The sequence below is a fragment of the Bifidobacterium pseudolongum subsp. globosum genome (assembly GCF_004155535.1).
Taxonomy (GTDB): domain Bacteria; phylum Actinomycetota; class Actinomycetes; order Actinomycetales; family Bifidobacteriaceae; genus Bifidobacterium; species Bifidobacterium pseudolongum_C.
Genome location: NZ_RYUH01000002.1, coordinates 1 through 22,842, shown reverse-complemented (window position 1 = coordinate 22,842; position 22,842 = coordinate 1). Strand labels below are relative to the sequence as shown.

Annotated in this window: 20 protein-coding genes; 10 read left to right on the top strand and 10 right to left on the bottom strand. The window is 62.6% G+C overall.

Annotated features, from left to right (window positions below; all coding sequences use genetic code 11):
• Positions 1 to 355: 355 nt before the first annotated feature.
• Genes araA through PG2093B_RS00225 form a run of 3 tightly spaced genes read right to left on the bottom strand, consistent with a single transcriptional unit; the run spans position 356 to position 4,288 of the window.
• Complete coding sequence (gene araA, locus PG2093B_RS00235) at positions 356 to 1,873, bottom strand: L-arabinose isomerase (RefSeq protein WP_129896630.1); 1,518 nt, start codon at positions 1,871 to 1,873, stop codon at positions 356 to 358.
• Between the two features lie 50 nt (positions 1,874 to 1,923).
• Entirely contained in the window at positions 1,924 to 2,616 is a 693-nt protein-coding gene (locus tag PG2093B_RS00230; RefSeq protein ID WP_022857911.1) for an L-ribulose-5-phosphate 4-epimerase, read from the bottom strand.
• A 52-nt stretch (positions 2,617 to 2,668) separates the two neighbouring features.
• Positions 2,669 to 4,288, bottom strand: coding sequence for a xylulokinase (locus PG2093B_RS00225; RefSeq protein WP_129896629.1), 1,620 nt, complete (start codon positions 4,286 to 4,288; stop codon positions 2,669 to 2,671).
• Positions 4,289 to 4,594: 306 nt separating this feature from the next.
• Here PG2093B_RS00225 and PG2093B_RS00220 point away from each other — a divergent pair, with 306 nt between their 5' ends.
• Positions 4,595 to 6,136: an alpha-N-arabinofuranosidase gene (locus PG2093B_RS00220; protein WP_129896628.1), complete on the top strand. Its 1,542-nt coding sequence runs from the start codon at positions 4,595 to 4,597 to the stop codon at positions 6,134 to 6,136.
• Between the two features lie 64 nt (positions 6,137 to 6,200).
• Here PG2093B_RS00220 and PG2093B_RS00215 read toward each other — a convergent pair whose 3' ends face one another.
• Genes PG2093B_RS00215 through PG2093B_RS00205 form a run of 3 tightly spaced genes read right to left on the bottom strand, consistent with a single transcriptional unit; the run spans position 6,201 to position 8,610 of the window.
• Positions 6,201 to 6,536, bottom strand: coding sequence for a hypothetical protein (locus tag PG2093B_RS00215; RefSeq protein ID WP_129896627.1), 336 nt, complete (start codon positions 6,534 to 6,536; stop codon positions 6,201 to 6,203).
• A 54-nt stretch (positions 6,537 to 6,590) separates the two neighbouring features.
• Complete coding sequence (locus tag PG2093B_RS00210; RefSeq protein ID WP_129896626.1) at positions 6,591 to 7,397, bottom strand: ATP-binding cassette domain-containing protein; 807 nt, start codon at positions 7,395 to 7,397, stop codon at positions 6,591 to 6,593.
• Positions 7,372 to 8,610: an ROK family transcriptional regulator gene (locus tag PG2093B_RS00205; protein ID WP_129896625.1), complete on the bottom strand. Its 1,239-nt coding sequence runs from the start codon at positions 8,608 to 8,610 to the stop codon at positions 7,372 to 7,374. The genes PG2093B_RS00210 and PG2093B_RS00205 overlap by 26 nt, the downstream gene beginning before the upstream one ends.
• A 221-nt stretch (positions 8,611 to 8,831) precedes the next feature.
• Here PG2093B_RS00205 and PG2093B_RS00200 point away from each other — a divergent pair, with 221 nt between their 5' ends.
• Genes PG2093B_RS00200 through PG2093B_RS00185 form a run of 4 tightly spaced genes read left to right on the top strand, consistent with a single transcriptional unit; the run spans position 8,832 to position 13,075 of the window.
• A complete protein-coding gene (locus tag PG2093B_RS00200) occupies positions 8,832 to 10,004 on the top strand; it encodes a substrate-binding domain-containing protein (RefSeq protein ID WP_129896624.1) in 1,173 nt (390 codons plus the stop codon).
• A 32-nt stretch (positions 10,005 to 10,036) separates the two neighbouring features.
• Positions 10,037 to 11,593: a sugar ABC transporter ATP-binding protein gene (locus tag PG2093B_RS00195; protein WP_129896623.1), complete on the top strand. Its 1,557-nt coding sequence runs from the start codon at positions 10,037 to 10,039 to the stop codon at positions 11,591 to 11,593.
• The gene (gene mmsB, locus PG2093B_RS00190) at positions 11,590 to 12,804 is read left to right on the top strand and encodes a multiple monosaccharide ABC transporter permease (protein ID WP_129896622.1); all 1,215 of its coding nucleotides are present in this window, start codon (positions 11,590 to 11,592) and stop codon (positions 12,802 to 12,804) included. The genes PG2093B_RS00195 and mmsB overlap by 4 nt, the downstream gene beginning before the upstream one ends.
• A 31-nt stretch (positions 12,805 to 12,835) precedes the next feature.
• Positions 12,836 to 13,075 carry a carbon starvation protein gene (locus PG2093B_RS00185; RefSeq protein ID WP_095507309.1) on the top strand — a complete coding sequence of 80 codons (240 nt, stop codon included), beginning with the start codon at positions 12,836 to 12,838 and terminating at the stop codon, positions 13,073 to 13,075.
• A 63-nt stretch (positions 13,076 to 13,138) separates the two neighbouring features.
• Here the strand turns inward: PG2093B_RS00185 and PG2093B_RS00180 are convergent, their stop codons facing one another.
• On the bottom strand, positions 13,139 to 14,251 hold the full coding sequence (locus PG2093B_RS00180) for a LacI family DNA-binding transcriptional regulator (protein ID WP_129896621.1): 1,113 nt from the start codon (positions 14,249 to 14,251) through the stop codon (positions 13,139 to 13,141).
• 99 nt (positions 14,252 to 14,350) lie between these two features.
• On the opposite strand from PG2093B_RS00180, the gene PG2093B_RS00175 reads away from it, so the two are divergent.
• Positions 14,351 to 15,034, top strand: a complete 684-nt coding sequence (locus PG2093B_RS00175) for a carbonic anhydrase (RefSeq protein WP_129896620.1) — start codon at positions 14,351 to 14,353, stop codon at positions 15,032 to 15,034.
• 64 nt (positions 15,035 to 15,098) lie between these two features.
• Here the strand turns inward: PG2093B_RS00175 and PG2093B_RS00170 are convergent, their stop codons facing one another.
• Positions 15,099 to 16,004, bottom strand: a complete 906-nt coding sequence (locus tag PG2093B_RS00170; RefSeq protein ID WP_165369654.1) for a DUF559 domain-containing protein — start codon at positions 16,002 to 16,004, stop codon at positions 15,099 to 15,101.
• 299 nt (positions 16,005 to 16,303) lie between these two features.
• Here PG2093B_RS00170 and PG2093B_RS00165 point away from each other — a divergent pair, with 299 nt between their 5' ends.
• The 4 genes from PG2093B_RS00165 (at position 16,304) to PG2093B_RS00150 (ending at position 21,419) form a co-directional block, all read left to right on the top strand.
• Positions 16,304 to 17,656: a hemolysin family protein gene (locus PG2093B_RS00165; RefSeq protein WP_129896618.1), complete on the top strand. Its 1,353-nt coding sequence runs from the start codon at positions 16,304 to 16,306 to the stop codon at positions 17,654 to 17,656.
• A gap of 155 nt (positions 17,657 to 17,811) precedes the next feature.
• On the top strand, positions 17,812 to 18,294 hold the full coding sequence (locus PG2093B_RS00160) for a Dps family protein (protein ID WP_129896617.1): 483 nt from the start codon (positions 17,812 to 17,814) through the stop codon (positions 18,292 to 18,294).
• A gap of 129 nt (positions 18,295 to 18,423) precedes the next feature.
• Positions 18,424 to 18,996 (top strand): hypothetical protein, encoded by a 573-nt coding sequence (locus PG2093B_RS00155; RefSeq protein WP_129896616.1) that lies wholly within the window; start codon positions 18,424 to 18,426, stop codon positions 18,994 to 18,996.
• Between the two features lie 479 nt (positions 18,997 to 19,475).
• Positions 19,476 to 21,419: a carbohydrate binding domain-containing protein gene (locus PG2093B_RS00150; protein WP_129896615.1), complete on the top strand. Its 1,944-nt coding sequence runs from the start codon at positions 19,476 to 19,478 to the stop codon at positions 21,417 to 21,419.
• A gap of 114 nt (positions 21,420 to 21,533) precedes the next feature.
• On the opposite strand, the gene PG2093B_RS00145 is transcribed toward PG2093B_RS00150, so the two are convergent.
• Positions 21,534 to 22,580: a hypothetical protein gene (locus PG2093B_RS00145; protein ID WP_129896614.1), complete on the bottom strand. Its 1,047-nt coding sequence runs from the start codon at positions 22,578 to 22,580 to the stop codon at positions 21,534 to 21,536.
• Positions 22,570 to 22,728, bottom strand: coding sequence for a hypothetical protein (locus PG2093B_RS08905; RefSeq protein ID WP_165369653.1), 159 nt, complete (start codon positions 22,726 to 22,728; stop codon positions 22,570 to 22,572). Before PG2093B_RS08905 ends, PG2093B_RS00145 begins: the two co-directional genes overlap by 11 nt.
• Positions 22,729 to 22,842: the final 114 nt, after the last annotated feature.

Here is a 22,842-nt window from a genome sequence, read left to right as displayed (position 1 = left end):
ACCACGCAAAACACTGGACTGGGCCAAGCCAAGCGAACGGATCATCGAACTTCTCAATGCCATGGAATACGCTCAATAAAGCATACAATCACAAGGACGTGTTGCAACGACCATTAGAATCCGCCCACTGCCCCTGGATTCTCCGTTTATGTCACTGTTTTCGCCGTTATCGTCATAAATCCAGCGAAAAAGTGACCATAACGGCGAAAACAGTGACGTAAACAGCGAATCGTCAGCCGTCTACAGATGCCAGAGGCATAACCCCCGGAACCGGGCGCAGAAAACCGTGCACCGGCACCCAATGGGCACCGGCGCATGGCAGAAGGAAGGAAAGGGGAAAGTAAGTCCTGATCAATCAGTGGCGGTTGCTGAGCTCGTGGTACATGTCTTCGATCTCGAGTTCGCGTTCGAATTCGCGCGGCGTGGTCTCGGCGTCGATCGTCGCGAGTTCAACGCCGGCGATGCGCGCGAAGTCTTCCCACGCCTCACGGCCGACCGATGTGGTCATGCACGTGTGGTGCGAGCCGCCCGCGCGCAGCCAGCATTCGGCAGAGACCTCGAGGTTCGGCTCCGGCTTCCACAGGGCACGCGCACACGGCAGCTTGCTCAGCGAGCCGAGCGGTTCGACCACATCGACGACGTTCATCAGCATGCGGAAGCGCGTGCGCACGTCGGCGAGCGAGACGACAACCGCGTCCTGCTTCGGCGCCACAGTGAACACGAGGCGCACAGGGTCGGCCTTGCCGCCGATGCCGAGCGGGTGGATCTCCAGACGCGGCTTGGCGATCGTGCCGACCGACGGCGAGACTTCGAGCATGTGCGACCCCATGATCATCTCGTTGCCCGGGGTGAAGTTGTAGGAGTAGTCCTCCATGAGCGAGGCGCCGCCGTCGAGGCCGTAGCCCATCACCGCGCCGATGCGCACGAGCACCGCCGTCTTCCAGTCGCCTTCGGCGGAGAAGCCCCAGCCGTATTCGGACGGGAAGCGCTGCGGACCCACGCCCGGCAGCTGCGGCAGGGCGCCCAGGTCCTCGAAATTGTCGACGCCGGCCGTGCAGTTGTTGGCGTGCATCATGTTCACCATCGCGCATTCCTCGCGGGCCGCGATGAACAGCGAATCATAGTCCTTGTCGAGCAGCTCGGGCGCGATCTCGTACTTCGCCTTGTAGTCCTCGATGAGGTCCTTGACCTGGTCTTCCTTGACCGCATCGTACGCCGCGACGAGCTCATTGACCGCCCAGGTGTTGATCGAGGCGCCGAACACGCGCTCGGCCTCGGTCTTGTCGCCTTCGGTCACGGCCACGTTGCGCATGTTGTCGCCCCAACGCATCACGTTCATCGTGTTCGAGGCCTGCCAACCGGCGCATGCGCGCGCCCACACGCCGATCTTGTCGGCGACCGCCGGGTCGGTGTAGTGCCCCACCACGATCTTGCGCGGAATGCCGAGGCGCGTGACGATGTAGCCGTATTCACGGTCGCCGTGCGCGGCCTGGTTGAGGTTCATGAAGTCCATGTCGATGGTGTCCCACGGGATCTCGAAGTGGTGCTGCGTGTTGAGCTGCAGCAACGGCTTCTTGAGCGCTTCGAGGCCGCGGATCCACATCTTCGCCGGCGAGAAGGTGTGCATCCAGGTGATGACACCGATGCAGTTGTCGTCCGCGGAGGCGTCGACCATGAACCGGCGCACGCCGTCAGACGATTTCAGCGTCGGCTTGAGCACGAGCTTGACGGGGATGCGGCCGCTCGCGTTGAGCGCGTCCACGATCTCGGTGGACTGCTGTGCCACTTGGCGCAGCGCCTCCTCGCCGTACAGGTCCTGCGACCCGACGCCGAACCAGATTTCCTTGCCTTCGAATGGGTTGTTCATGGTCATGGTGTGTTGCCTCACTTCACTGTGGATGGTTGATATGGATTATGGGCGGCTCAGTGCTGCCCGTACACGTTCTGGTAGCGGTCGTTGAGCTTGTCGATGTCTTCCTGCGGAATCGGGATGATCTCGCCCAGCTGGCGCGCGGCCCACATGGTGTGCGCCACTTCCTCCGTCATCGCCGCCGCCTTGACCGCCGCTTCGGCGTCCTTGCCGATGGTGAACGGGCCGTGGTTCTGCATCAGTACCGCCGGCGACTTGGGGTATTGCTTGAGGGTCTCCACCACGCCTTCGCCGATCGCCTCGGACCCGATCAGACGGAACGGCCCGACCGGCACATCGCCGCCGAACTCGTCGCCCATCATCGTCAGGCCGCACGGAATGTTCTGCCCGGTCGCGGCCCACGCGGTCGCATAGGTGGAATGCGTGTGCACCACGCCGTACACGTCCGGCATATGACGGTAGATGTAGGCGTGCGAAGCGGTGTCCGACGAAGGCGATTCCGCGCCGTCCACCACGTTGCCGTCCAGATCGCACACGACCATCGAGCTGGGCGTCAGGTATTCGTAGCGCAGGCCGGACGGCTTGATCACCATCAGGTCCGCCGTGCGCAGACGTTGCGAGACGTTGCCGGCCGTCCACACCACCAAGTTCCACTTGATGAGCTGTTCGTGCAACGACGCGACCACTTCGCGCACCTGCTTGACTTCCGCGCGGACCTCCGGCCCATACTCTGCGAGCGTTGCCATTGTGGTTCCTTTCCGTATTGGCTGAATGACTGTTGGATTGACTGCTGGACGATTATTCGGCGCCGATCGGCATGCATTCGACCGCCGTACGCTCCACCGGCAGCGCCTGCATGAACCGCGCGAAGAACGTACGGAATCCTTCCACATCGGCGGGTTGCGGGTCCTCCGTCACGGACTGTGCATTTGCAAACACCACGTCGTCGAGATAATCGGCGAGCGGCGTGTCCGCATGCTGCAGATAGCCGGCAAGGACCGCCATGCCCCACGCGCCGCCTTCCGACGCCGTCGTCATCACGCGGATCGGCGTATCGAACGCGGCGGCGAGGATGCGCTGCGCCACAACGGGCGTGGCGAAGATGCCGCCATGACCCACGAGCGAATCGATCTGCACGCCCTCGTCATGGGTCATCACATTCATGCCGATCGTGACCGGCGAGAACGCGCCGAACAACTGCGCGCGCATGAAGTTCGCGAGGTTGAACCGCGCCTCCGGTTCGCGTACGAACAGCGGGCGGCCCTCGGCGAGCCCGGCCAGGAATTCGCCGGTGCGGAACGGGTAGGCGAGCATGCCGCCGGCGTCAGGGTCCGCCTGCTCGCTGATGGCGCTGCGGAACAGCTCGCCATACAGGTCGGCGCCGTCGACCGGGCTGCCGTTGAGCTGGGCGAATTCGCGGAACAGGTTGATCCACGCGTTCAGATCCGAGGTGAAGTTGTTGGCGTGGCTCATGCCGGCCAGATCGCCGGCCGGGGTGGTGACCAGATCGACTTCCGGACGCAGTGTGGACAGCTTGTGCTCGAGCACCACGGTGGCGAAGATCGATGTGCCGGCGGAGACATTGCCGGTGCGGCGGCGCACGGAGTTCGTGGCCACCATGCCGGTGCCCGCATCGCCTTCGGGCGGGGCGAGCGCAACGCCCGGCTGCAGCACGCCGGATGGGTCGAGCAACGCCGCTCCTTCCGGCGTGAGTTCGCCGGCCGGTGTGCCCGCGACGAGCGGCTCGGGCAGCAGATCCTCGAGTTTCCACGGCTGGGCCGCCACTTCGGGCAGTGCATCGAACTGTTCGATGAAGTCCTGCTCGTACGTCTTGGTCTGCGGATCGATGGGGAACATGCCGGAGGCGTCGCCCACGCCCAGCACCTTACGGCCGGTGAGCTTCCAGTGCACGTAGCCGGCGAGCGTGGTGAAGTAGCGCACCGAACCGATGTGCGGCTCGTCGTTGAGCACCGCCTGATACAGATGCGCGATCGACCAGCGCTCGGGGATGTTGTATTGGAACAGCTGCGAAAGGCGTTCGTGCGCCTCGCCCGTGTTCGTGTTCTGCCATGTACGGAACGGCACGAGCAGCTCGCCGTCTTCGTTGAACGCCAGATACCCGTGCATCATCGCGGAGAAGCCGATCTGGCCGATGCGCACGAGCTTCTGCCCGTACTGCGCCTCCACGCGGTCGGCGACATCGGCGTAGACGCTCTGCAGGCCGCGCCAGATCTTGTCCACGTCGTACGACCACAGGCCGTCCACGAGATGCGACTGCCAGCCGTAGTCACCGGTGGCGATGGTATTGCGCTCATCGTCGATGAGCACGGCCTTGATGCGCGTGGAGCCGAACTCAATGCCGAGAGACGTGCGCCCGCTGCTGATCTTCTCGGCCACCTGGTCTTGCGAATCCGACATCGTTCCTCCCGTATGAATGTGCACGTCGTTGTTGGCTATCTCTATGTTAGCGCTCACATACACGGAAACACGCCGAGGGACCAAAATGGCACTCGCCTTCGGTGAGCACCGGCAGGTCAACACGCCGAGCAAGCGTTGGCATTTCAGTCTTTGACTGATTGCCGGCGCCCATCCTGCGTGTTGGGGGCCACACACGCGGTACTTTGAAATACACACACAGTGGCGGCACGGGCTTCGACGCCGAAACCCATGCCGATTGCGCGTGAACCTTCGTGTCGGGTACCGCAGAAAGGACAAAGAGGCCATATGACACAGCAGACTGAAACACATGCCAAGCTCGTGGTGGACGACGAATTCAAGGTCGGCCCGGTGCACGACCGGGTGTTCGGGTCATTCGTCGAGCATCTGGGACGCTGCGTATACACCGGCATCTACGAGCCAGGGCATCCCACCGCCGACGAAGAGGGGTTCCGGCAGGACGTAATCGACCTGGTCAAGGAGCTGGGCGCCACCACCATCCGCTACCCCGGCGGCAACTTCGTCTCCGGCTACGACTGGGAAGACGGCGTGGGCCCCAAGCAGGACCGCCCCCGCCGCCTCGATCTGGCGTGGCATTCCACAGAGACGAACCAATTCGGCTTGCACGAGATGGCCTCGTGGCTGCGCAAGGCCGGCGGCAACGAGCTCATGGAAGCCGTCAACCTCGGCACCCGTGGCCTTGCCGAAGCGCTGGATCTGCTGGAATATGCGAACATCCCCGAAGGCACCGCGCGCTCCGACGAGCGCATCCGCAACGGCGCAAAAGACCCCTTTGGCATCCGCATGTGGTGCCTGGGCAACGAGATGGACGGCCCGTGGCAAACGGGGCACAAAAGCGCCGAGGACTACGGCAAGCTCGCAGCCTCGGTCGCGGCCGGCATGCGCATGATCGACCCGGACCTCGAGCTGGTGGTCTGCGGTTCGTCGAGCCACACGATGGACACGTTCGGCAAGTGGGAAGAGACCGTGCTCGAACACACCTTCGACAAAGTGAACTTCGTCTCCGCGCACGCCTACTACTTCCCGCAGATCATGCCCGACGGTTCGCGCGACATGGCGTCGTTCCTCGCCTCCGGTGTGGACATGGACGGCTTCATCAAAGACGTCGGCGCCGCCATCGACGCCACCCGTTCGCGACTCAAAAGCGACCACAACGTGTACATCTCATTCGATGAATGGAACGTGTGGTATATGGGGGAAGAACCGAGCAAGAACCCCGAAGGCATTGGCAACTGGCCAGTGGCGCCCCGTTTGCTCGAAGACATTTATTCAGTGGCGGACGCGGTGGTGGTCGGGGACCTGCTCATCACATTGCTGCAGAACGCCGACCGCGTGCACGCCGCGTCGCTCGCCCAGCTCGTCAACGTGATCGCACCGATCATGACCGAACCCAACGGCCCGGCATGGCGGCAGACCACCTTCTACCCGTTCTCGCTCACCGCCGCCTGGGCCAAGGGCGGCAGCGTGCTGGAACCCAAGATCGAATCCCCCCAATACCACACCGACCGCTACGGCGATGTGGCATCCACGAACGCCGTCGCCGTGCGCGGAGCGGATGGCTCCGTCTCCGTGTTCGTCACCAACCGCTCGTTGGACGACGAATGCACATTCGACATCAAACTGCCGGAGGGCTTCACACCGCATGAGATCGAGGCCCGCACCCTCCATGACGACGACATCCTCGCCGCCAACACACTCCACGACCAACACCGCGTGGAACCATACACCAATGACTCCGCCTCAATGCACAGCGGAACCGTCTCGGTCACGCTTCCACCGGTGAGCTGGACAGCCATCCAGATACGTTGACACGCGTGCACACATCCGGTTTCACCTTGGTGGAACGCTCATCAAAGAAGCGCTGATCCGCCGGTCAGCGCTTCTTCGGCTTCGCTTTGCGCAACGGCGACTGCGGTTCGGCCGGCTTGAGCATGGGGAACTGCGCCAGCAGCCACCGCCGCACCGCCGGGACGCGGCAGATGCCCACGCCCACGGCGAGCGCCGCGATCGCGACCCACGATGCGATGTCCATGCTCAGCAGCATCAGGATCACCACAAGGCCGCATGCGAGCAGGCCGCCCAATTGCTGGTATTTGTTCTGCTCCTCGGTGATCTGCTCACGCTTGAGCGGCATCGATCCCAGGAACATGCCCAGCGCGCAGCAGCCAATGCCGACGACAATGGAGACGACGAGTTCAGTGGTGTTCATGTGTGTACCTTCCTTGGTTGGGCAGGGAACCGCACCATTGCGACCCCACGAAAACTATTCCGCCTCGCCCGAGCGCGGCATGCGCGCCCGTGAGGCCCGTGCGCGCATGCGGGTGGCCACCGCGCCTTTGCTCACGCCCGAGATCTCCGCGATCACTTCTTCGTACGTGGTGTCGGCGGTGGCGTGCACAGCGCACACCGCACCGTGCCGCATGACGACGATGCGGTCGGCTATCGCGAACACGTTCGGCAGGTCGTGGCAGACCATGATCACGCTGCGTTCGGCCGACCGCAGCCGCACAATGTAATCGAGCACTTCGGCCGTCTGCGTCACCGAAAGCGAGGCAGTCGGCTCGTCGAGCACAATCAGGCTCGGGTCATTGAGCAGTGTGCGCGCGATGGCCACGGTCTGCCGCTGCCCGCCCGAAAGCGAGGCGATGCTCTGCCCCGCGCGCACCGGTGTGGACAGTGTGTTGAGCACTTCGCGCGCCTTGGCGTACATGCCCGCGTCGTCGCGCACCGAAAGGCCTTGGCGCATCTCGCGCCCTAGGAAGATGTTCGCGGAGACGTCGAGGTTCTCACAGAATTGCGGCTGCTGGAACGCCGACGCAATGCCCAGTTCCGCCGCCTTGGCCACGCTGTCGAGCCGCACCGTCTCACCACGCACCGCGATGCTGCCGGCGTCTGGCTGCACAAGCCCGGCCAGCACGTGCACGAGCGTGGATTTTCCCGCGCCGTTGTCGCCGACCACGGCCACGATCTGCCGCGTCTGCACCGCAAGATCGACGTCGCGCAGCGCCTCCACGCTCCCATAGCGTTTCGAGACCCCGCGCAACTCAATCAACGTCGACTGATGACTCATCGCCTTCCCCCTGCTTGCCCTTCTGGGAGCGCCCGCCGTTGAGGGCCTCCCTTTCCTCGTTCTCCATCGCCATGATCCCCGCGCCCAGCGCGCCGTTGATCTTCGGCAGCTTCGCCTCGAGCACCGCGATCGGCGTCAACGCGTCAGGGAACAGCAGCCGCTGCAGCGCCTCGCGGAAGGGGTCCAGGAACACCTCGCCCGCCTGCGCCAGCTCGCCGCCCACCACCACAAGCTCGGGGTCGACCGAGATGCACAGCGTGGACGCCACATTGCCTATGCGCACCGCGGCGTCGGCAATCACACGCCGGCAGCCCGGATCGCCGGCGTTCGCCTTGAGCACCAGATCATTGAGCGTGAGGTCGCCATGCGTCACCGCCAGCAGCGACGTGAGCCTCTGCTCGTCCACAATCGTATTGAGGCAGCCGCGATTGCCGCATTGGCATATGGCACCCAGCGGATCCACCTGGATGTGGCCTATCTCGCCGGCGAGACCGGTCACCCCGTGGTGCACTTCGCCGCCGCGCACAATGCCCGCGCCCACGCCATCGCCCACATTCACGTACACAAAATCCTCGATGCCACTGCCTGCGCCCACGCGCGCCTCACAGAAGGCGCTCATGTTCGCGTCGTTGTCCACAAGCACCGGCACGTCGAACATCTCACGGAACGCGGCGGCGACGTCCACGTCCTCCCAACCGGGCAGCAGGCCAGGCACGGCGAGCATGCCCGTGCGCTTGTCGACCGGCGCGCCCAACGCGACGCCGATCGCGAGCAGCTCGTCGGCCCCCGCATCCATCTGCTGGAGCGATTCGCGGATCATGCGGGCGGCGATGTCGAGCGTCGTGTCGGGCAGATGGTTGCGCGCGAGCGGGTAATGGTGCTCCATGTACGGCGAGCGCGTGTCGTCGCACAGCACAACGCGCAGGCCCCGGCGTGTGATGTGCACGCCGGCGGCCAGTCCGTTGTGGTGAGCGAGCGTGACGAGCTGCGCGCGCCGGCCGTTGCGCACGGTGCCATGCGTCTCAAGCTGGCCTTCGTCAGACAGCTGATGCACGAGCGCCGAGATCGTGGCGGTGGAGACGCCCATGATCTCGGCGAGTTCCACCTGCGTCATCGCACCGAACTTATGGATCGATTCCAACAGGTTGGCGCGATTCGCTTCACGAAGTGAGCTCTGTGAACCCAGCTTCTTCTTTGAGAATCGTCCTGCCATACACACCAGCATAAAGGGCGCGCTCGGGAAATCGGTCTTGAATACACGAAAATCGTGGAAAATGTGTAGAAAATACCCATATTGAGTTCAGAACGTGAACTCATTGTCGCGAAACACGCCGTATTGAGTTTGACAACTTAACACAAAAGCGTATCCTGACTGTAGATCTCATCGAGATCACAGCAGAGAAGCTGTACATTCCGTCGAAGGAGATGGAGCAGATGAAACGCATCACCAAGATAGCAGCCTTCATCAGCAGTCTGGCGATATGCGCCGGCGTGAGCGCATGCGGATCCACCCGTTCCGGATTCGAGCAGACCGGTGGCACCCAGAAACTCGAGAAAGGCGCGATAATCGGCATTTCCATGCCAACCAAGTCCGAGGAACGCTGGAACAAAGACGGCAACAACCTCAAGAACAAGCTTGAGGAAGCCGGGTACAAGGTGGTCCTCAACTATGCGGACGACAAGCCTGCGCAGCAGAACGCAGACATCGAGAACATGGTGAACCAGAACGCCAAGATCCTCGTGGTCGCGTCCAAGGACGGCTCCGCCGTGGGCCCCGCCGTGGAGAAGGCGCGCGACGCCGGCGCCACGGTGATCGCCTACGACCGCCTGATCATGAACACCGACGCCGTGGATTACTACGCCACGTTCCAGCTCGAGCAGGTGGGCAAGCTGGAAGCCGAGTATCTGGTTGACCAGCTGGGTCTCAACGACGGCGAAAAGGGCCCCTTCAACATGGAGCTGTTCACTGGTTCGCCGGACGACAACAACGCCAAGTACTTCTTCAAGGGCGCGTGGGACATCCTGCAGCCGTACTTCGAAAAGGGCGTGCTCATCTGCCCGTCCAACCACGGCGGCGGTGTGACCAAGGACTTCACCATTGACGATTGGCAGAAGATCTCGGTGCAGTCGTGGAAGACCGAACAGGCGCAGAAAGACATGGAGTCGATCCTCGATTCCACCTATGCCAGCGGCAAGAAGCTCGACGCGGTGCTCACCCCGTACGACGGCATTGCGCAGGGCGTGATCAACGCCATCGAAGCCAAGCGCCCAGACATGAAACCGGGCACCGAATCCTGGCCGCCGATCACCGGGCAGGACGCCATGGAGATCGCGGTGTCGAACATCGCCGCGGGCAAGCAGGGCGAGACGGTCTTCAAGAACGTGGACGAACTGGCCGACGCGGTGTACGACATGATCATCGAGATCGCCGAAGGCAAGAAGGTCACGGGCATCAACGGCGAATTCAACAACAACAACGTCGACGTGCCCTCCAAGCTGCTCGACCCGCAGAACATCACGGTGGAGAACCTCGACGACCTGGTCAAGGCGAAGTACCTCACGCAGGAACGCTTCGACAAGCTCACCAAGGGCGAGGCCATCCGCTGACGGACGGCACTCCTGAGGGGAAAGAGATCGTCATGGCAGACAACAACACGATTCTGATGATGAACAACATCGTCAAGACCTTCGGCCCGGTCAAAGCGCTCTCCGGCGTCAATCTGTCGGTGGAACGCGGCGAGATACATGCCATCTGCGGCGAGAACGGCGCAGGCAAGTCCACACTGATGAACGTGCTTTCGGGCATCTACCCGTATGGCTCGTATTCGGGCACCATCACCTTCGACGGCAAGGAGTGCAAGTACCGCACCATCAAGGATTCCGAAGCCGACGGCATCGTCATCATCCACCAGGAGCTCGCGCTCAGCCCGTTCCTCTCCATCGCCGAGAACATCTTCATCGGCAACGAGCAGGCCAAGGGCGGCGTGATCGACTGGGACGAGACGCGCGCCAAGGCGGCGCAGCTGCTCAAGCGCGTGGGTCTGCCGGAGAACCCGGACACCAAGATCATGGACATCGGTGTGGGCAAACAGCAGCTCGTGGAAATCGCCAAGGCGTTGTCCAAGAACGTCAAACTGCTGATCCTCGACGAGCCGACCGCCGCGCTCAACGACGAGGACTCCGCCCACCTGCTCGATCTGGTGCGCCAGCTGCGCGACGAGCAGGGCGTGACGAGCATCATCATCAGCCACAAACTCAACGAGATCGCCGCCATCGCAGACAATGTGACGATCATCCGCGACGGCGCGACGGTGGGCACGATGTTCGTCACCCCGGAGACGCCGCTGGACCAGGACGAGCTCATCCGCAAGATGGTGGGGCGCTCGCTCACCAACCTCTACCCGGAGCATGAGTCCAACAAGCCCGGCGAGGAATACCTGCGCATCGAGGACTGGACCGTGCACCACCCGCTCGATCAGAACCGGGTCGTGGTGGACCACGCCAACATCAACGTGCACTCGGGCGAGATCGTGGGCCTTGCGGGGCTCATGGGCGCCGGCCGCACCGAGATGGCGATGAGCCTCTTCGGGCACTCGTACGGCTCCAAGATCTCGGGCAAGGTGTTCGTCAAGGGCAAGGAAGTGAACCTGCCCAACGTGCAGGCCGCGATCAACGCCGGACTGGCCTACGCCACCGAGGACCGCAAGGTCTACGGGCTCAACCTGCTGCAGAACATCCGCGAGAACGCCTCGCTGGCGTCGCTCGAGAAGATGAGCTCGCACGGCATCATGAACGACAACATCGAGCAGAGCGAGGTCGAGGAGTACCGCCGCGACTTCCACATCAAGTGCAACAGCATCGATGTGAACGTCGGCACGCTTTCCGGCGGCAACCAGCAGAAGGTGGTGCTCGCGAAGTGGGTCATCTCCGACCCCGACATCCTGATTCTCGACGAGCCGACGCGAGGCATCGACGTCGGTGCGAAATACGAGATCTACGAGATCATCAACCAGCTGGCCGACGCCGGCAAGGCCGTGATCGTCATCTCGTCGGAGCTGCCGGAACTCATCGGCATCTGCGACCGCATCTACACCGTCAGCCAAGGCGTCGTCACCGATGACGTGCGCAAGAACGGCTTCACCCAGGAATATCTCATGAAAGGCATGACCAAGGAGAAGGAGGTGGTTGCATCATGAGCACTGTCAATGCAACCCCAGCAGAAAAGAAGAGCGCGGGATTCCTCGCGACACTGGCCAACAATTCGAAGCAATACGGCATCGTGGGCGCGCTCGTGGTGATCGTGCTCGTCTTCGAGTTCCTCACCAAGGGCGTGCTGCTCAAGCCCAACAGCTTCGTTTCGCTCATCCAGCAGAACGCCTATGTGATCATCCTCGCCATCGGCATGGTCATGGTCATCATCGCCACGCACATCGATCTGTCGGTCGGCTCGATCGTCGCCTTCGTAGGCGGTGTGTGCGCCATATTGATGGAACGGCAAGGCGTCAACTGGATGCTCGCGATTCTCATCTCGCTCGTCGTCGGCCTGATCATCGGCTGCTGGCAGGGCTTCTGGGTGGCCTATGTGGGCATCCCCGGCTTCATCACCACACTGGCCGGCATGCTCATCTTCCGCGGCCTCGCCACCGTGATCGTCGGTGAATCCGTGCCGATCACCTCGCCGGAGTTCCGTGGCATCGCCCGCAACTACCTGCCGCAGCTGCTTGGGTGGTGGGGCCCGTTCGACGGCTTGACCATCGTGGTCGGCATCGCGTGCATCGCGCTCTTCGCGTGGAGCCAGCTGCGCCGCCGCGGCAAGGTGGCCAAGGCCGGCCTCGCGCCTGAGCCCATGGCGCTCACCGTGACCAAGATCGTCATCGCCACGCTGCTCATCGGCTTCGTCACCTACCTGCTGGCCCTCTCCGGCAACGCCGACCAGGGCGGCATCCCGATCATGCTCGTCATCCTGGGCGTGCTCGTCTTCGTCTACAACTTCATCCTCACCCGCACGGTGTTCGGCCGCCATGTGTACGCGGTGGGAGGCAACCGCAAGGCGGCCATCCTCTCGGGCATCAACACCAAGCGCGTCGACTTCACCCTCTTCGTGCACATGGGATTCCTTTCGGCCATCGCCGCGGTCTGCGTGCTCTCGCGACTCTCCTCCGCCACCGCACAGGCCGGCATGGAGTTCGAAATGGACGCCATCGCAGCCTGCTTCATCGGCGGCACGGCCGTCACCGGCGGCGTCGGCACCATCCCGGGCGCTGTGGTCGGCGCACTCGTCATGGGCGTGATCAACCAGGGCCTGTCCATCATGGGCGTCGACACCGCAGTGGTGAAGACAATCAAGGGCCTCGTGCTCCTGGGCGCCGTGGCCGTGGACATCCTTTCCAAGCGCAAGAAGAGCTGAACCACCACATCATCAACGAAAGAGGCACATCATGAACATCACATCGGCGGCACGCGCCCGACTCTATGCCCTCACCGCAGTGGCCTGCGCAATCTGGCTCGTCCAGACCTGTGTGGAGGCGAACAACGCGGGCGAGCTCTTCAGCTGGTCGAATGTCATCTTCAGCATCTGCCTCATCATCGTCACCGGGTACTGCGCGGTGAACGCGGTGCTCGGCTGGAACACGAAGGAGGCGTCACAGGCAGACAACACAGACGAACACACCAAATGAACCAATGATGCAGTGAATGCGCAAGCGGGGTTTCCGTGGTCACGGAAACCCCGCTTGTTCGTGTCAGCGCCGCGGCGCCGCGCGCACCGACTGCCGCACGATCAGGTCGGCGGACACCAGACCCACGCCATGGTACGAAGCCGGGTAGCCGGGCTCGTCGCCATCGCCCATCAAAAACAGCGCCTCCTTCATGGCCATCACGCCCAGGTCGTCGAAATCCTGCCGCACCGTGGTCAGTGGCGGGTACATGTTGCTCACGCCGGGAATGTCATCGAAGCCGGTCACGCTCATGTCGTCGGGCACGCGCACGCCGTGCTCGTGCAGCGCGCGGATCACGCCGATCGCCATCACGTCGTTCGAACAGACCGCGCACGTGGGCAGGCGGCCGCCGTTCGACCCGATGTTGTCGAGAATATGGTTCATGCGGCGGTACGCGTCGGTCGACTCCCAGTCGCCGCACTGCACCGTCACCGAGTTCACCTTGTTCTCCGCGCACAGCTTGTTCCATGCCAGCAGGCGCGTGTGAGCGTCGCGCCACTGGCTTGGGCCCGCGAAAAACAGCACATTGCGGTGGCCGTATTTGCGGATCAGCCGCATCACCGAAGCCATGCCGCCCCACTGGTCCACGCCCACAAGCGAAACACGGCGGTGGCGGCGCGCGTTGAGCATGCGCATGCCTTCGCCCACGCTCACGGCGCCGTGCGTGGACGTGATGATCACGCACGGCTGCGTCACCTTCGCACGGCACGCCACTTGGAACATCTCATCGGTCGGGGTCAGGAAGATGAACGCGTCCACGCCCTGCTGCATGAACATGCCGCACAGGTCGTCGAACTCCTGCTGGGTGCACTCCGCCTCGTGGACCATCGCCACCGAAACGAACATCGTGTGGGCGCGTGCGGTCGCCTCGATCGATGACAGTGCGGTCACCGGGCCGTAAAAGCGTTGGCCGCCAGCGATCATGCCGATTGTGCGCGTGCGGTTCGAGGCGAGCGAGCGAGCGGAATTGCTGGGGCGATAGCCCAGTTCCGCAATCGCGAGCTCCACCTTCTCGCGCGTGGCCGGCGAGACGTTGGGCGAATCGTTGATCACGCGCGAAACGGTCTGATGGCTCACACCCGCAAGTTTCGCCACCTCAAAAATCGAAGGGCGCTTTGCCCCCTTGCGGTCGGCCATCGCCACCTCCTGCGATTGCGCGCATCGAAAAGTGCGCTGTATTCAAAAGCTTCTATGATTTACCTTAACGCATGAGCCGCAGCAATCAGAGGAGTCACCATGACCGAAAGCACCGAAGAAACCACCGCGAACAGCACCTGGAGCCGCATGCTCGCGGGCAACCGGCGCTTCGCGGAAGGCAAGGCCGAACACCCGTGGCAAGACAAGGAGACGCGCGAATCGCTCATCGACACGCAGAACCCGGATGCCGTGGTGCTCGGCTGCTCGGATTCGCGCGTGCCACCGGAGATCATTTTCGACGCGGGGCTTGGCGATATGTTCACCGTGCGCACCGCCGGCCAGATGATTGACCCGGCCGTGTTGCAATCGCTCGAATACGCGGTGACCGGGCTGCACGTGAGCCTGCTCGTGGTGTTGGGCCACCAGCATTGCGCCGCCGTGCAGAAAGGCGCCGAGGAGCTTGAAGCGCTCATCACCAAGCTGCAAGGCGAATCGCAAGGCACCGCGCCGATGACGCGCGAGCAGCTCATGGAGAGCCTAGACGACGTGATCATGGCCTCCGACTCCGAATTCCTCAAAAACGCGGGGCTTTCGGTCTGGCAGGCGCAGATGGCCGGACTCGATTCGTCCGACGAATACGAGCAGGTGCATATCGCGCGTACCATCGAGCATCTCGTGACGCATTCGGACGTGATCCGCGAAGCACTCGCGCAGGAGAAACTCATGATTGTGGGTGCACGCTACCGTCTGGAATCCGGTCTTGTGGAGGTGCTGAGCTTCTAGCGGTGGGGGATTTGCGATTGTGGGGTGGGACCTCCTCGGGCCCCACCCCACAATCGCAAATATGTCAACTCGCGAGCGCCCAACGTGCCTCAACGCCGCGGCGCCCATCCATGAGCTGCTTGACCGAAAGAGGCGCCCGCACACGCACCTTCCGCCCCAACCTCAGGCTGATATGCTGCGCGACCCTCAACGCCAAGGCATGCCGGTCGCCTTCCGTGCGCATATCGGCAGCGGTCACTTGGACAACATCCCAACCCAACTCGTCGAGAAGACGGCGGCGATGCACGTCGGCCTCCCATTGCTCCGCATGGAATTGGCCATCATATTCAATGGCGATCTTCAAATCGACATACGCCATATCCAAATACATGAACCGGCCGGTGTGCGGGTTCACCACCGGATGGTTCACCTCCGGCGCACCCAGACCGTAGCTCTCCAACACCAGGCGAACACGGCTTTCCATTGAGGAATCCGTATTCTCGCGCACCAAGCGCAATGCGCTCCTACAGGCCCGCAGCCCCCAGACCTTGACCGAACACTCCCCCAGTTGGTCGAGATAGGTTTCAAGGCGTTCGACCGAGGTGCGTTTGAGCCGTGGGTCGCGCCGCATCATGCTGTCGGCGAGCACCACAAGTTCCACCGGGCTCAGCACCCGCGCCATCATCACCCATGTGCATTCCGGCGATGTGCAACACACCGTATCCTCCACTATATGCGTTTGAATCACCCCCGCCCACCGCACATCACGGATGCCGGCAAGGCCATGATGCTCGTTCGCGTTGGCGATCACACGTTCAAGACGCATCTCACGGCGCCCACGCATGCGAGGGCGCTCAATTGCCAACAGTGCCAACGCCGTCATACGGCAGAACACCGGTGGCGTATGCATCTTGGCTTGGCCATCCACGCATTCCTGAAGCACTTCGTCACGTATGCGCCGCAATTCCTCGCTTTGTTTCGACTCGTTCACATCAGCAACCCAAGCACACGCCACCATTCCATGCCAGTGCCTCCAGAACGATTGTGGATATGTGGAAAACAGGCGCCCTACCCACACCTATCCACGATAACCACAACCGCGGCCGGATACCAATAACTGCGATTGTGGGGTGGGACTTCTCTGCCAAAAACCCTCTTAGGTTAAGGTTTATGCAACACACGATAGCGTGGTGTCGTATTTGAAAGCGTTGCAGCTAAGGGGCCCCACCCCACAATCGCAGATACCTGCCCAACCACGTAATTGCCCTGCCAATGACCTACGCTTGAGGCATGTCTTTAGGTTTGAACATTCTGCTCATCTTCGTATTCCTCTTGCTTGGCTCGGTGTTCGCCGGCACGGAGCTCGCGCTCGTCTCGCTGCGCGGTTCCCAAATCGACCAAATGGAACAGGAAGACGCGCGCGGCGCCCGCGTCGCGAAAATCGCCCGCGACCCGAATACCTTCCTTTCCACCGTGCAGATCGGTGTCACGCTCTCCGGCTTCCTTTCCGCATCGTTCGGCGAATCCTCAATCTCGCCGTTCATCGTGCCGGTCGTGGAAGGCTGGGGCGTGCCCAGCAACGTGGCCGCGCCACTGACCACCATCGTGCTCACGCTGATCATCTCGTACTGTTCGATCGTGATCTCCGAAATGGTGCCGAAGCGCATCGCCATGCAGCGCAACGAACAGATCGCCCGTGCCGTGGTGCCCGCGATCTCCGCGTTCGCCAAGATCTGCAAGCCGATCATCTGGCTCATTGGCAAGAACACCAACGGCATCGTGCGCCTGCTGGGCTTCGACCCGAACGAGACCGAATCGGAGGTTTCGGACGAAGAGCTCCGCGTGCTCGTCAGCTCGAACTCGAACCTCTCCAACGACGAACGCACCATCCTCGACGACGTGTTCGACGCCTCCGAGACGATTGTGGCCGAAGTCATGCGCCCGCGCGCCGATGTCGCGTTCCTGAACGCGGACATGCCGTTGCGCGAGGCCGCTGCGTTCGTGCGCGACATGCCCTATTCCCGCTACCCCGTCTCCGGGAAGGATTTCGATGACATCCTCGGATTCGTCCATGTGCGCGACCTGCTCGATGTGCAGAACCCGGACGGCATGACCGTGGCCGACGTGGTGCGCGACGGCATCTCGCTGCCGGGCACATCCAAGCTGCTGCCCAGCCTGGCGCTGCTGCGCAAGCGCGGCATCCACTTGGCCACGGTCATTGACGAATACGGCGGCACCGATGGCATCGTGACGCTCGAAGACATGACCGAGGAACTCGTGGGCGACATCCGCGACGAATACGACTTGCCCGAAGAGAAGCCAAAGGGCACCGAGCCGGCCAATGTGTTCGTCAATGGCGCCGCAAGCGTGGACGGCGGCATGACCATTGAGGACTTCGACGACCTCACCGGCATCGAACTGCCCGACGGACCTTACGAGACGGTGGCCGGCTACTTCCTGGCCCACACCGGCAAGATGGGTGAGATCGGCGACTCCTACACTTCCGATGACGGCTACACGATGACCGTCACCAAGGTGGATGGCCGCCGCATCGAGACCATTGAGGTACGCAAGCAGACCGAAGACGATTCCGGAAACGGGAAGTCCAGCGCCGGCGACGGCAGCGACAACGGCGCGAACTGAGGCCTCCGACCGGTACAGGTGTTGCCCGTACCGGTTTTTTCATATGCAGAACAGACACATGGTTAGGCTGTCAGCTCACGGTCAGGAAACTCGCCGCCGGCGCACGTAAGCTCGAAGGCAAGACATATGTCAGTTTATTGTGAAAGGACATGCATATGGCACTCTCATTCATCATCCCAGGCCTCGATGAGGCGACCTCGGAGAAGATCATCGGCATCCTGCAGGAGCGTTTGAGCCAGGAACAGGCCGCCGCGCTCGTGCTCAAGCACGCGCATTGGAACGTCGCCGGCCCGAACTTCATCGCCGTGCACGAGATGCTTGACCCGCAGGTCGACGAAGTGCTCGCCATGGCCGATGAGACCGCGGAACGTATCGCCGCCCTCGGCGGCTCGCCGATGGGTCGCCCGGACGACATCGTGCGCTTCCGCACCTGGCCGAAGTTCGAGCTCGAAGGCCGCCAGAACACGCTGGAGTACCTGCGCGCGCTCGACGCCTACTACGACTCGTTCATCAAGGACGACCGCGAGGCGATCAAGGAGCTCGACGAGCTCGACGTGATCAGCTCCAACATCATCCAGGACCACGTGCAAAAGCTCGAGCAGTTCCAGTGGTTCATGCGCTCGCACCTGATCGACTAGTACCATCGATTCACAGGATTTTCCAAGGCCTTGGCGTGAACACGCCAAGGCTTTTCCCATGCGCCGCCGGTATAATGTGAAACCAAGAAACGGGGGGCAAGAAGCAAGACTCGGCGAGGAGGCGGAATCATGCTTGGGAACAAGGAAAAGAACACACACAGCACAGTGGCGACCATTGTCGCGGCGGTCACGGCAGGGGTGATCGCAGTGGGCGGCCTCACGTGGTGGGAACTGGCGGGCAGCTCCACCATGGCGCGCGAGCAGAACGCGCAGAACATCACGCTGGTGGGCGAAGTGCCGGGCACCACGCCCGCGCTGAACATGGCGCAAGCCGAAAAACTCGCGTCTTCGCGCGCCGCACTCGTGAAGCGTCTCGACGAAGCGCGCGCGGTGTACAAGGAGTCGGTGGGCAACGCCGCCGCTTTCGAGGCGCGCAACATGCTCGCCGCATATATCGAAGGCACTGAAGGACTGCTCGACTACAAGCCGCAGCTCGCGGAGAATTTCGAGAGCCGCGCGCAGGAGCTGAAGGCGGCGATGGACGACGTGCGCACCGGCATGGCAGGCAAGCGCACCAAGGCCAAGGAGCGCGAAGAAGCGCAGGCCAAGATGCTCGAACAATGGAAGGCCGAGATGGAAGCGCAGCAGGAGCAAGCCGAGAAGCTCGCCATGCAACAGGCCGCAGAGGGACTCGGCGCGTAAGGCCGGCTGTTCACAATCGCAATACCCGCGGGGTGGGTTGTGTCGTCTTTAGACGACACAACCCACCGTCTTTTTTGCAAACGATGTCTTTCATCGTGGCATTTTTGCACACGATGCATGTTCGTTCCTTACGCCTTCGGCTCGAAAAGTGCATTATTCGACGGGCTCAAAACTTGGTGTTCAACGGCTCAACTCCACTGTTCCTCTTCTGACATAACGCCACAAATGCGATGACTACGTTGTCTTTAGCCTAATTCACGGAACCTTTTACGGCTGCATTTCACATAAGATTCCAAATCACTGCACAGGGCGTTTCCGCAAACGGTTGCACAATGACTGCGCACCGAAGCAGCATCGCTTCGCCCTGAGGAAGGCACCTGAACAGACGGCGCATTCCCCGCATCCAGCGGGCAGGACCGCAGCGTCGCACCGTGCGGCGCACAACCGAAGATCCCTTCAGAGAAAAGGAGACAGTGGACATGACCCCTCTGTCTAAAGACGCCGGTCTGCGCACCGGAGCCAATCGCCGCTCGACGATGAGCCGACTCATCCGGAAAACAGCCGCCGGCATCGCGGCCACCGCAACGCTCATCGGAGGCCTCGCCATCGGCGCGTCCAGCGCACAGGCCGCCACGACGACGAGCTACGACCGCACGCTCGGCAACGCGCAGTTCGAGGCCGCGCGCACCCAGAACGGTCTGGCCAAGGAAATGAACTACGGTTCGATCCTGCACGCATGGATGTGGTCATTCAACACAATGAAGGAGCACATGGCCGAGATCGCGGACGCCGGCTACACGTCGATCCAGACCTCGCCCATCAGCGTCATCAAGGGACCCATGCAGGGCAAGCAGTTCACCGAGAACTGGTACTACGTCTACCAGCCAGCGGGCACCTCAATCGGCAACTCGGTCGTCGGTTCCGAAGACGACCTCAAGGCCATGACCGCCGAAGCGCACAAGTACGGCATCCGAGTCATCGTGGACGCCGTCATCAACCATTTCACCTCCGACTGGAACGCCATCGAACCAAGCTGGCAGAACGCAAGCCTATTCCACACGAAATCCGAGGGTGGCTGCGGAGATAACGGCACTGCAATCAATTACAGCCAACGCTGGCAGGTGACCCACTGCCACCTGCTCGGCCTGTGGGACCTCAACACCGAGAACCAGGAAGTCGGCAACCGCATGCAGGGATTCCTCAAGCAGGCCGTGGCTGACGGCGTGGATGGCTTCCGCTACGACGCCGCCAAGCACATCGAGCTGCCCGACGAGTTCGGCACGCATTCCCCGTACTTCGACACCATCCTCGACAACGGCGCCCAGTACCAGTACGGCGAGGTGCTGCAGGGCGACGCCGGCCTCAACGTGGCCGCCTACCCCGCGCTCTTCGAGAAGTATTCAAGCAATGGCGGCGGCAACACCGCTTCGAACTACGGCGGCGCGCTGCGCAGCGCACTCAACGGCAAGAACCTCAACGCCGGCAATCTGACCAGCCTGCAGGGGCAGGGCGTACAGGACGACCAGCTCGTCACCTGGGTCGAGTCGCATGACACTTACGCGAACGGCGACAAGCAGTCCACCGCCATGACCGCCTGGCAGATCCGCATGGGCTGGGCCGTCATCGGCGCCCGCGCAGGCGGCGCACCGCTCTTCTTCAACCGCCCGGTCGGCTCCGGCGGCACGAACGCGCAGTTCGCGGAGCAGTCCCAGCTCGGCGACGCCGGCGACGACGAGTGGAAGAGCCCCGAAGTCAAGTGGGTCAACAAGTTCCGCAATGCGATGGAAGGCAACGCCGAATACCTGCGCAACTGCAAGGCCGAGAACTGCCTGATGATCGAGCGCTCCAAGTCCGACGGCAGCAACGCGAACGACGGCATCGTCGTGGCCAACATGGACGGCGACAAAGACCTCGCCGGCCTCGACACCACGCTCGACGACGGCACCTACACCGATCAGGTCAACGGCGGCATACTGACCGTCGCGAACAAGAAGATCACCTCCGGCGCCGTGAAGAGCGGCAAGGTGAGCGTCTTCGTCAACATCGGCACCGCGCCGGTCGACCCCGTGGATCCCGTCGACCCGGTCGATCCCGTGGACCCGACCCCGGCCGCCACGACCACGGTCTACTACCCGAGCACGAAGTTCGGCGCGGACTCGACCTACCTGCACTGGCGTTTTGCCGATGGCGGCACCTGGACCGCCGCCCCGGGCGTGAAGATGACCGCCGCGTGCAGCGGGTACGTCTCATACGAGATCGACAACCCGGACGGCAAGGCGATTGAGTTCGTCTTCACGAACGGGTCGGACCAGTGGGACAACAAGAACGGCGTCTCCGGGCAGAACTACACAGCGACTGGCGCGAACGTGGTAGTGACCGACAACTCCGGCAACTACGGCACCGTCGCCCCGTGCACGGTGTGATGCGCGGCGTGCGTGTATAGCGCGTGTGCGCGAGCGGGGCCTGCATGTCTGTTGGCATGCGGGCCCCGCTGCGTTTTGCGCACGCGGTGTGCGGGGCACTCAGCGCAGCGCGATTTACTCGTACCCGGCTTCCTCCCCGTCTTCTGCAGATGCCGCCCAAGGCGGATTGGCGGCGTCGAAGGTCCCGGCGAACACCGCGTCGAGGACGGCATGCAGCTCACGGCGACTCGGATACATGACGGTCAGACGCGCGCGTTGCCGCTCGGCGCACTCCAGGTCTCCCACGGCAATCAGCTGGCAGAAGATTTCGGCGATGCGCATGCGGTGGCCCTGCGTGTCTTCGCGCAACAGATCGCTGTCCGCATCGCGCAACGGCTGGGCGAGCAACGCGCCGACCTCCTCACGGTGGGGTTCGCCAATCACCGACGCCAGCGTCTCAAGCATTGAGCGGAACTGCGGCTTCACAAACCCGAAGAACACCTGTTCGCTCTCGTCGATGTGCATGCGGGCCTGCAGATACCGCCACGCCGCCTCACCCAGATGCTCCTCCACCAGCAGATGCTCATAGGCGAGGTTGCGCGTCATTCCCATGATGCGCTGCCCATACTCGTCGAACAGCTCCACCAGACGCGCGCGCACGGCCGGCCATGCCTCGTCGGCGAGCGCGCGCAGCAGGTTGAGATAGGACTCGTATTCCATGCAATCGACGAGAAGATAGTACATGATCAGCCGCATGGTCGCGTCGCGGTCGTCCATGTGCTCATACACCGCCTCGAGCACGGACAGGTCGCCGTTCGGCAATACCGCCCACGGATACCCGACGGGATTCAGCAGTTCGTCATCCGGATCGGGCTCAACATCGCGCGCATCCAACGGCGGGTCGACGTGGCGCCCCAAACCGTCTTGCCGCCGTTCAGCCGCGTAGGTCAGCGCGGTCTCGAGATCACCCAATCCGTAGAATCGTTCGAGGATCTCGCGTATCGCGGTCCACTGCGATTCCGTGAACAGGTCTTGTTCGAGGAAGCGGTAGCCGAACCGATACGAGACGGACATGCCGAGCCGACCCTCCATGTGGCCGTGCGGCCGCTCCGGCCGGTAGTTTGCATCCATGAACAGCTCTTGCGCGTCGGAGCCGCCCCACTCGTTGACTTCACTCATCATGCACCTCCTCATCTGTAGCACTGTCCGCGCTTTCCAGATATGCGCGCAACCGCGTCTGCAGGAATTCGCGGTTCGGAAACATGTCGGCGATCCACACGGCCAGGTCAGCGGCGCGCGCGGAGCCGAGCACTTCGCTGTTTGTGTTCAATTAGAGATTGCGGTTTTAGTCATGTAAAAGTTTCGGGTTTGGTCATGGGAGCATGCCGACCACTGTTACAGGGCCTTGTTTGACTGGGAGCGTCTGACTTCTTCCAGTTGAAAG